We start from the raw sequence: 7,760 nt of genomic DNA on the forward strand, positions 1-7,760 counted from the left end.
ATGGGCCGGCACCGAGACTCGGCCAGCCCTTTTGCCGAGCGAGGTGAGTCAGGGTGAATATCAAAAAGGGAAATACAGGTTTTCTGGCGAGAGATCGGAGCCCAAGCCGAGTGGGCGATTAAAAAGCTCCGAGAGAGATCGGAACCCAAGCCGATGATCGGGCAGCTAACGAACGGCCGAGCAAGCTTAGATCAGCCCATTCTCCAACGCATAGCGCGTCAGTTCACCATTGGTTTTCATGCGCATTTTTTCAAGAATCCGCGCCCGGTACACGCTCACAGTCTTGGGGCTAAGTGACAGTTCATCCGCAATTTCACTCAGCTTCTTGCCCGCAGCAATCATGCGGATGGTTTGAAACTCACGGTCACTTAGTGAGGCATGCAGGGGTTTTTCGGAATCTTCAGTCAGGTGGCTCGCCAGCGATTCTGCCAGCTCAGGCGTAATGTATTTGCGACCCGCTGCAATCACCTGAATCGCATCTACCAGTTTTTCAGGGGCTGTATTTTTGGTCAGATACCCCGACGCGCCAGCCTTCAGGCACCGCACCGCGTATTGATCTTCCGGATGCATCGACAACATCAGGATTTTCAGGGCCGGGTATTTGTCTTTCAGAATCTTGACAATGTCCACCCCGTTTTTGCCAGGCATTGATATGTCCAGAATCGCCAGGTCAACTGTGTGGGAAGTCATGGCCTTCATGATTTCCGAATATTCGCCCGCCTGGGCCACCACCTGTACAAATCCTGTGTCGTCCAGCAACTGCTTCAAGCTTCCCCGAAGCAATGCATGGTCATCTGCCAGCAGCACCTTAATCATTTCCCGCCTCACCTGTCTGAATGCTTCTTGGTATGGAAACCATGACCGTTGTCCCGGATCCCAAGGATCCGCTGACATCGACCCACCCCTCGAAGGCTGCAACCCGTTCTTGCATGCCACGAAGGCCGAACGATGTTTCTTTTAATTTGTCAGTATTCTCGATTCCGCGACCGTTGTCACGAATCTCCAGTGTTAATTCACTTTCTGTTACAAACAGTTCCACGTCAACCCGTGTGGCCTGTGCATGTTTCACAATGTTGGTCAGGGCCTCCTGCAAAATCCTGAACAAAGCCGTGCTTTGCTCGCTGTCCAGGTCCAGCTCTTCAACATTGCACTGAAAGGTGCCTTCAATCTGGGTGCGCTTCTGAAAGTCGTTCATCTGCCACTCCAGGGCAGGGATCAAGCCATAATCCAGAATTCCAGGGCGCAAATCTTTGGCAATCCGCTGACTGCTGGCCAGCAAATGTTCAATCAGCTCCAGCATGTCATCCAGCTTTTCCTGCACCGCAGAATCAGCGGGCATATTTTTGTTCAGCCAGGCCACATCCGCTTTCAGCTTGGTCAGCGATCCACCCATGTCATCGTGAATTTCACGGGCTATTGCCCCGCGTTCCTGTTCACGTCGTTTCTCAAACTCGGTGGTCACCAGGCGCAACTCGGTTTGTGCATTCAGCAAGCGTTCTTCGGCCTGTTTGCGATCCGAAATGTCGAGTAACACGCCGTCCCAAACAAACATGTTTCCACGTGGTTTGGCCACAGTGTTCATATACACCCAACGCGAATCACGTTTTCCGTAATTTTTGATTCGACCCTCCCAACTCACAGGCACACCTGGTTTGGGTGGATCCATCAGTAGCTCAAAAAGGGTTGCAGCATCGTCGGGTTCAAACTGCTCAAAGAAATAATGCGGATTCTCAAGAAACAGCCTGGGGGGCACACCAAACAGGCGTACCACGCCTTCGCTCACAAACGGCACAGTGGGTCGGGGCATTGACGGGCCCGACTGCATTTGAAAAATAATGCCTGGAATGTTCTCTGCAATGGCTGCAAATCGACGTTCAGATTCCCGCTGCGCAAGCTCGGCAGCAGCCAGGCTTCGACGTTCATTCGCGGCTCGCAGTGATCGTTCAATCGCAGGCACCAGGCGCGCCATTTTGTCTTTCATCAAATAATCGTCGGCACCAGCACGCATGGCCTCAACAGCCACATGTTCGCCAATGCTGCCTGACACAATGATGAAAGGAATATTCAGCCCCGAATCGCGCACCACGCGCAGGGCCTCCTCAGAACCGAAGCCGGGCAGGTTGTGATCAGAAATCACCACCTGCCACTCCTCGTGTTCCAGGCATTTTCGCAGGTCTTCGATGCGGTCTACCCGCGTTGCCGTGTACTTCAACCCGCCTTGTTTGAGCCGATAACACATCAGCTCAAAGTCCGAATCATTGTCCTCTACCACCAGTACTTTCAATCCACCATCTGAAAAATTACTGATGTCCAGCAATGAAGGGGGTAGTCCTCTGGATTCACTCATCGTCTGTTCGCTTGTTGTTGGTTTTTATTGTTGTGTGCAGGATCAAAGCGAGAGATAACGCCCTTTCAAGGTTTTAATCCTTGCATTATTTTATTCATCTTATCGGAACATATCAGGGTATAGAACTCATTCGCGTCGGGGCACCTCCCAAATTGTGTTAACCCCGCGACAAAGGCCCTGATGAACCGACCCCCCGTGAAATTTGAATTCTCCAAAGCGCAATATGCCAACGATGCCGTCGCCGGTGCCAAACAGGCCGCCGCAGCGGTCAATCGCAGCTTGCTGAGCGATGACAATGCCGACCGTGAGTTTGAATTCAATGACAAGGACTTCGCACGTGTGCGCGCGCTCATCCTGAAGATTGCAGGTATTTCACTGGCACCCAGCAAGCAAAGCATGGTGTACAGCCGATTGGCCCGCCGCTTGCGCGCCTGTAACCACAGCCGGTTTTCCACCTATCTGGATGCGCTTGAGTCCAACTCAAGCAACCCGGAATGGGAGCACTTCACCAATTCGCTGACCACCAACCTCACTTCTTTTTACCGTGAGGCACATCATTTCGACATTCTGAAAAAGCAGTTGCAATCACTCTCACGCAACGCGCGAATCGAATTGTGGTGCAGTGCAGCCTCCACTGGTGAAGAACCTTACACCATGGCCATTACTGCCATGGAAGCCTTCAACAGCATGAATCCGCCAGTGCGAATTCTGGCCACCGACATTGACACCAAAGTGCTGGATCACGCCAAACAAGGTGTGTACCGCATGGACCAGGTCGACAAGATTCCGGATGAAATACTGCGCAAGTATTTTCTGAAAGGCAAAGGTGACAGTGAGGGCTTGATTCGTGTACGCCCCGAGGTGCAAGCATTGTTGACATTCAGAAAGCTGAACCTGATGGACAATGTTTGGTCCCTGCGACCCGGCTTTGACGCCATCTTCTGTCGGAATGTCATGATCTATTTTGAGAAAGACGTGCAGCTACAGATTCTCAAGCGGTTTGCTCCCCTGATGAATCCAAACGGTCTGTTGTACGCAGGTCACTCCGAGAATTTCGCCATGGCGCGAGACTATTTCACCTTGCGTGGCAAAACCGTGTACACCGTCAACACCGACAAGGCCGCGAAAACCGGCGCCGGCGGTGAAGGCCAGCCACGTCAGGTTACCGCATGAGCGCTGGGCTGCTAACCTCTCCTGCTGCCTCACACTGTTCACCTTCGCTGGTGAAAAAAGTCATCATGCCTGGCGATTATTTCGTGTCATGGGCTCCTGCTGAAATTGCTACCTTGTTGGGCTCTTGTGTGTCTGCATGTGTGTGGGACAGCCATCGAAAAATCGGAGGACTGAATCATTTCATGTTGCCCGACTCGCCCTCCGAGGCACGCAGCCTTGGCGACAAAACCAAATCATTGCGATACGGTCTGTACGCCATGGAATGCCTGATCAATGACTTGTTGACCATGGGCGCAAAGCGAGAGCACCTCAGTGCCAAGGTATTTGGTGGCGCCAATATTACCGGTGCTTTGAACACACAGCATGTGGGCCGCCGAAACGCAGAGTTCGTGATCGACTTTCTGCAGAAAGACAAAATCAAAGTGGTGGCATCCGATTTGGGTGGTCCACACAGCCGCCGTATTCGTTTCAATACCCATACCAGCGCTGTGCGTGTTGAGCGAGTGGCCAGTGCCAACTCAGCCGCCTTGCAGCAGGAAAAGCGCTACAGCGAAAAGATCAACAAAGACCCCGTCAATGGCGACATTGTGTTTTTCTAAGGGCCAGTGAGATGAACAAAATCAAAGTGTTGGTGGTAGACGATTCGGCCTTGATCCGAAACCTGATGAGCAAGATCATCAATTCACAGCGCGACATGGAAACCGTGGCCACCGCCCCGGACCCATTTATCGCCAGGGATCAAATCAAGAAATTCAATCCCGATGTGATTACACTGGACATTGAAATGCCGAAAATGGATGGCATTGAGTTTCTGGAAAAGATCATGCGTTTGCGCCCGACGCCAGTGTTGATGGTTTCCACATTGACCGAGCGTGGAACCGATGTAACCTTTCGCGCCCTTGAACTTGGAGCAGTTGATTTCGTGACTAAACCCAAACTGGACATCAGCCAAGGCATGATCGACTATGCCAACGAAATTACCGACAAAATTCGTGCTGCGTACGCAGCCCGTTTTCGCCTGAACCGCCTGCCACCCAAACCAGCCGCGCAGCCCGCTGCAGCACAAATGGATCCGGTGACTGGAATGGTAGTGCCAGCAGAAGTGGCCAAGCCTGTGCCCATCAACAATGCGCTGGGCAATCGCTTCGCAGCCACGGAAAAGCTGGTGTTGATTGGTTCTTCCACCGGAGGCACTGAGGCCATACGAGTCATTCTCGAGCAACTGCCCAAAGACAGCCCCGCGATTTTGATTACCCAGCACATGCCCGCTGGTTTTACCAAAAGTTTTGCAGATCGCTTAAACCAGGTGTGCAACATCACAGTAAAAGAAGCAGTGCACGGTGAGCGCGTATTGCCAGGCCATGCCTACATTGCGCCTGGCGACAAACACCTGCTGTTGGGGCGCAGTGGCGCCAATTACATTTGTCAGCTGTCTGATTCCGAGCCAGTCAACCGTCATCGCCCTTCGGTGGAAGTGTTGTTCAAATCGGGGCAGGAAGTGTCGCCGCGCAATATCGTGGGCATCATGCTCACCGGCATGGGTAAAGACGGTGCTCAAGCCATGGCTGACATGAAAAAAGCCGGCTCCTACAACATTTGTCAGGACGAAGCCAGCTCTGTGGTGTTTGGCATGCCACGGGAAGCAATCGCCTTGGGCGCTGCCGACGAAGTGGTGCCACTGAACCTGATTGCCAAGCGCTTACTCGATTACCTCTCGAAAATTGGCGGACGCTCAGCCGTACGGATTTAACTCAGAGACGTTCGGCTTTCGCCAACCAGTTTTTCAGGCTGTCCAAGTCCATCGGGCGTGAAAACCAGTAGCCTTGCAGCCTGTCGCAGCCCATCTGAATCAGGCTTTCCCGCTGCTCCGCGGTCTCAATGCCTTCCGCATGCACAATCAGGCCAAGTGCATGCGCAAGGTCAATCACAGCTTTCACAATCATGTGGCTGTTCTTGTCCTCCAGCAAATCCATCACAAAGCTTTTGTCGATTTTCAGAACATCCACAGGCAGTTGGCGCAGGTAGTTCAGCGAGGCATAGCCGGTACCAAAATCATCCATCGCAATTTGCGAGCCCTGTGCTTTCAATTTGTTCAGCGCGTCCACCGTGCGTGTCATGTCATCAATCGCCGCAGATTCAGTGACTTCAAACTCAATCCATTTGGGGTCAAGCCCCGCATTTCGAATCGTTTGTTGGGCTTTGGCCGGAAACTCCGGATTCAGCAGCTGGCCTGCCGAGCAATTGACTGCGCACCACAGCATGTGCCCTTGCTGGTGCAGTTCCAGAACTTTCTTGCTGCTTGATTCAATCACCCAGTCACCCAAGGCATCAATCAAGCCTGAGTCCTCGGCAACACCGATAAATTCACTGGGCATGATTCGACCCAATTCCGGGTGGGTCCATCTCACCAGGGCCTCAAGACCACAAATACGACCTGTTTTAAGGTCTTCAATGGGTTGAAAATCCAGCACCAGCTCGTTGCTTTCAATGCCTTTGGCCAAGCCCAGTTCAATGGTTTTTCGGCGCTTGGCAAGGTCATGAATTTCCGGATCCAGAACATTCAGAAGTTCCAGTCCACGCGACTCAATTACATGGGCCACCGACTGCGCATGCGTCACCAACTCGGCTGCATGTTGACCATGCACACCGGGGCGCGCCAGCCCCAAGCGCATATTGGGGCGCACCGCAATGTTGTCGACTGTGAATACACGATTCAGGTTGGCTTCAAATTCGCACAGGGTGTCTGCAATCAAGATGCTGTCAGCACTCCAGTCCAGCTTGTTGGTTAACACCACCAGCACATTGTCAGACCAACGGCAAAGAATGTCCTGCTTGAACGTGTCCCGAATTCGCTCCACAATTTTTTCCAGCATATTGCGTCGAATGCGTGGGTCCACTTCCGGGCGTCGCGCCTGGTTTCTCGACACATTTACGCTCAACAGGCACAGATCGTTGTCATCGCCAGAATTCGTGCTCAACCCCGATAAAGTTTTTACCAAACCTTGGCGGTTCAAAAACCCGGTGCCTGCATCAAAATACACAGCACGCCTGTGGGCCTGCTCAAGCAGCAGTTTTTCACGGCGAAGCCTGTGGGTGTGTATCTCCCGGCGTACGGCAGGAATCAGCCGCTCGGGTTTGGACTTCTCGACATAATCCCGCACACCCTCGTGCATGGCTTGCACGCCCAAGGCATCGTTGGCCAATCCCGAGAGCAGGATCATCGGCGTGTCGGGTCGCAAGGTCTGAACCATTTCAATGGCTCTCTCGTGCGTCAGTTGCGGCATGGAATAGTCGCAAATCACCAGGTCTGGTTCGATGTCTTCCAGCGTTGTTTTCAGCGTCTCCTCGCTGTGGGCGTGCCGGACAATGGCTGTGTTCCAGGTTTTGGTCAGCTGCCGCTTGATCAGTAAAAAGTCATCGTCGCTGTCGTCGACAACAATGATTCTGGGCGCTTCCTGTTCTATCGTCATTGAAGGTTTTATGATGGTGTTATTGGCAAAGAAACGACCGCTTTCCTGTATCCTGCACACTTCTGCAGAGGCTGTCTAGTCGGGCAATTCACGAGAAAAGACATGAGCAAGGCTTTCACGAAAGAAAACGATTCAGAATTTGAGGACGATGGCCCCGACGCGGGCCCGGCTTTGCCCCAGGGCTTGAAAAATTACATCACGCCAAAAGGCTATCGCCGTTTGCGCGACGAACTCACCCACCTTGTGAAAACCGAGCGACCCGAGGTGGTGTCGGTCGTCTCCTGGGCAGCATCCAATGGAGATCGCTCCGAAAATGGAGATTACCTGTATGGCAAAAAACGCCTGCGTGAAATTGATCGTCGTATTCGTTTCCTCACCAAGCGCACTGAGATCGCAGAGGTAGTTGACCCAGCCACACAGCAAGAACTTGAGAGTATTTTCTTCGGTGCTACGGTCACCTACATCAATTCAAAGGGTGAAGAGCTGACTGTGAAAATTGTGGGGGTCGATGAAGTGGACACCGCCAAGGGGCACATCAGCTGGATTTCTCCGGTGGCCCGCGCTTTGTTGAAGGCAAAAGAGGGCGATGTTGTGCAACTGATGACACCGGCAGGGCGCGATGAGCTTGAGATTGTCGAAGTGCGGTATGTGATTGATTGACTGGGTGACTGAGAGCCGAACTTGAATGGTCGGCGTTGCGGTTTGCGGCCAATTCGGCATGGGTGATTTCTGATCTGAACTTGAAGGGTCACCGCTGCCCGAAAACTTGG

General features: G+C 52.7%; 7 protein-coding genes. 4 read left to right on the top strand and 3 right to left on the bottom strand.

Features of this window, described 5'->3' with window-relative positions; genetic code table 11:
• Positions 1-186: 186 nt before the first annotated feature.
• Positions 187-816 (bottom strand): response regulator, encoded by a 630-nt coding sequence (locus B4N58_RS03840; RefSeq protein ID WP_291745979.1) that lies wholly within the window; start codon positions 814-816, stop codon positions 187-189.
• The gene (locus tag B4N58_RS03845) at positions 809-2,347 is read right to left on the bottom strand and encodes a hybrid sensor histidine kinase/response regulator (RefSeq protein WP_291745981.1); all 1,539 of its coding nucleotides are present in this window, start codon (positions 2,345-2,347) and stop codon (positions 809-811) included. Before B4N58_RS03845 ends, B4N58_RS03840 begins: the two co-directional genes overlap by 8 nt.
• Before the next feature lie 180 nt (positions 2,348-2,527).
• Between B4N58_RS03845 and B4N58_RS03850 the strand changes: the two genes are divergently transcribed.
• From B4N58_RS03850 to B4N58_RS03860, 3 genes are read left to right on the top strand one after another with little or no spacing between them, the layout of a single operon-like run.
• Positions 2,528-3,520 (top strand): CheR family methyltransferase, encoded by a 993-nt coding sequence (locus B4N58_RS03850; protein WP_008251773.1) that lies wholly within the window; start codon positions 2,528-2,530, stop codon positions 3,518-3,520.
• Positions 3,517-4,119, top strand: a complete 603-nt coding sequence (locus B4N58_RS03855; protein WP_008251774.1) for a chemotaxis protein CheD — start codon at positions 3,517-3,519, stop codon at positions 4,117-4,119. Before B4N58_RS03850 ends, B4N58_RS03855 begins: the two co-directional genes overlap by 4 nt.
• An 11-nt stretch (positions 4,120-4,130) precedes the next feature.
• Positions 4,131-5,270 (top strand): protein-glutamate methylesterase/protein-glutamine glutaminase, encoded by a 1,140-nt coding sequence (locus B4N58_RS03860; RefSeq protein ID WP_008251779.1) that lies wholly within the window; start codon positions 4,131-4,133, stop codon positions 5,268-5,270.
• Position 5,271: 1 nt separating this feature from the next.
• Here B4N58_RS03860 and B4N58_RS03865 read toward each other — a convergent pair whose 3' ends face one another.
• A complete protein-coding gene (locus B4N58_RS03865; RefSeq protein ID WP_291745989.1) occupies positions 5,272-6,990 on the bottom strand; it encodes an EAL domain-containing protein in 1,719 nt (572 codons plus the stop codon).
• Between the two features lie 102 nt (positions 6,991-7,092).
• Between B4N58_RS03865 and greB the strand changes: the two genes are divergently transcribed.
• A complete protein-coding gene (gene greB / locus B4N58_RS03870) occupies positions 7,093-7,650 on the top strand; it encodes a transcription elongation factor GreB (protein ID WP_008251783.1) in 558 nt (185 codons plus the stop codon).
• Positions 7,651-7,760 lie beyond the last annotated feature (110 nt).

Source organism: Limnobacter sp. UBA3528 (assembly GCF_002377005.1).
GTDB lineage: Bacteria > Pseudomonadota > Gammaproteobacteria > Burkholderiales > Burkholderiaceae_B > Limnobacter.